The 1080-nt window shown below is 45.4% G+C and carries 2 protein-coding genes and 1 pseudogene; all 3 read left to right on the plus strand.

What is annotated here, in order from left to right:
• Nucleotides 1–111 (plus strand): annotated as a pseudogene (locus tag R7E42_RS25360) (transcriptional regulator); the annotation flags it as partial.
• A gap of 28 nt (nucleotides 112–139) precedes the next feature.
• Nucleotides 140–559, plus strand: coding sequence for a YeeE/YedE family protein (locus R7E42_RS25365; RefSeq protein WP_318073287.1), 420 nt, complete (start codon nucleotides 140–142; stop codon nucleotides 557–559).
• Between the two features lie 10 nt (nucleotides 560–569).
• Nucleotides 570–1028 (plus strand): YeeE/YedE family protein, encoded by a 459-nt coding sequence (locus tag R7E42_RS25370; protein WP_005479357.1) that lies wholly within the window; start codon nucleotides 570–572, stop codon nucleotides 1026–1028.
• Nucleotides 1029–1080 lie beyond the last annotated feature (52 nt).

Genomic DNA, 1080 nt, shown 5'->3' on the forward strand with positions numbered 1-1080 from the left:
AAACACAAATTGATCACGGCTCGTAAGGCATCACAGCAAGTGTTTTATTCGTTGTCAGAACCGAGAGGTGAGTCATTAATTAAAGCGCTTCATGGCGTTTTCTGTAACTAATTCGTAGCTAAGATTTTAGAGGTAAATAATGTTAAACGTTATTCCATGGGAATCGTTGTTTGGTGGCATTTTGTTAGGGATCTCCGCCACTATATTGTTGTTGGTTAACGGTAAAATTGCCGGAATAAGTGGAATTATGAATGGCATTATGTCACCGAAAAAAGGCGATTATTCGTGGCGATTGCTTTTTGCGGTTGGAATGATAGCTGGTGGCTTGATTAGCGTTCTGATGTTGGGCGTTGCGGTTCCTAGTACCGCGAACCTTTCTTTAGGGATGGTGATTGCCGCTGGTTTATTGGTAGGAATCGGGACCAGACTGGGTAACGGATGTACTAGCGGACACGGCATTTGTGGCATGGGCCGTTTGTCTAAGCGCTCTATTGTGGCGACCTGTGTATTTATCGCTGTCGCTGGCCTAACGGTATTCGTTCGACTTCACCTAGTTTAAGAGAGATTCCATGAACAAGACTATTTTTCGTTTTTCTGCTCTTTTGAGCGGTGTGTTATTCGGTATGGGCATGGCGGTGTCCGGCATGATCGACCCAGCTAAAGTCATTGGATTTTTAGATATTTCTGGCAGTTGGGATCCAAGTTTGGCTTTTGTGATGGGCGGCGCACTCGCGGTATTCATGCCAAGCTATTTTTTAATCATCAAGCCGAGAAAACAATCAGTTAGCGGTGAAGCGTTTTGCACACCAACCAATAAGAACATCGACGGACGTTTGTTATCTGGTGCGGCGATCTTTGGTTTAGGTTGGGGTTTAGCCGGTATTTGCCCTGGCCCTGCAGTTGCGAGTTTGGCATTAGGTAACGTGAGCATTGTAGTGTTCTTCCTTGCGATGTTAGTTGGATCTCTGTTCGCGAAAGCGATCATTACTCACCGTAACGCGAAGAAGATGAAAACCGCGAACGCGTAAACAATCAATCTGATATGGAGGGGAAAGGATGCCCGACAAACTAAAGCGAAGT

It is taken from the genome of Vibrio sp. Vb1337 (assembly GCF_033338715.1).
GTDB classification, from domain to species: Bacteria; Pseudomonadota; Gammaproteobacteria; order Enterobacterales; family Vibrionaceae; genus Vibrio; species Vibrio alginolyticus.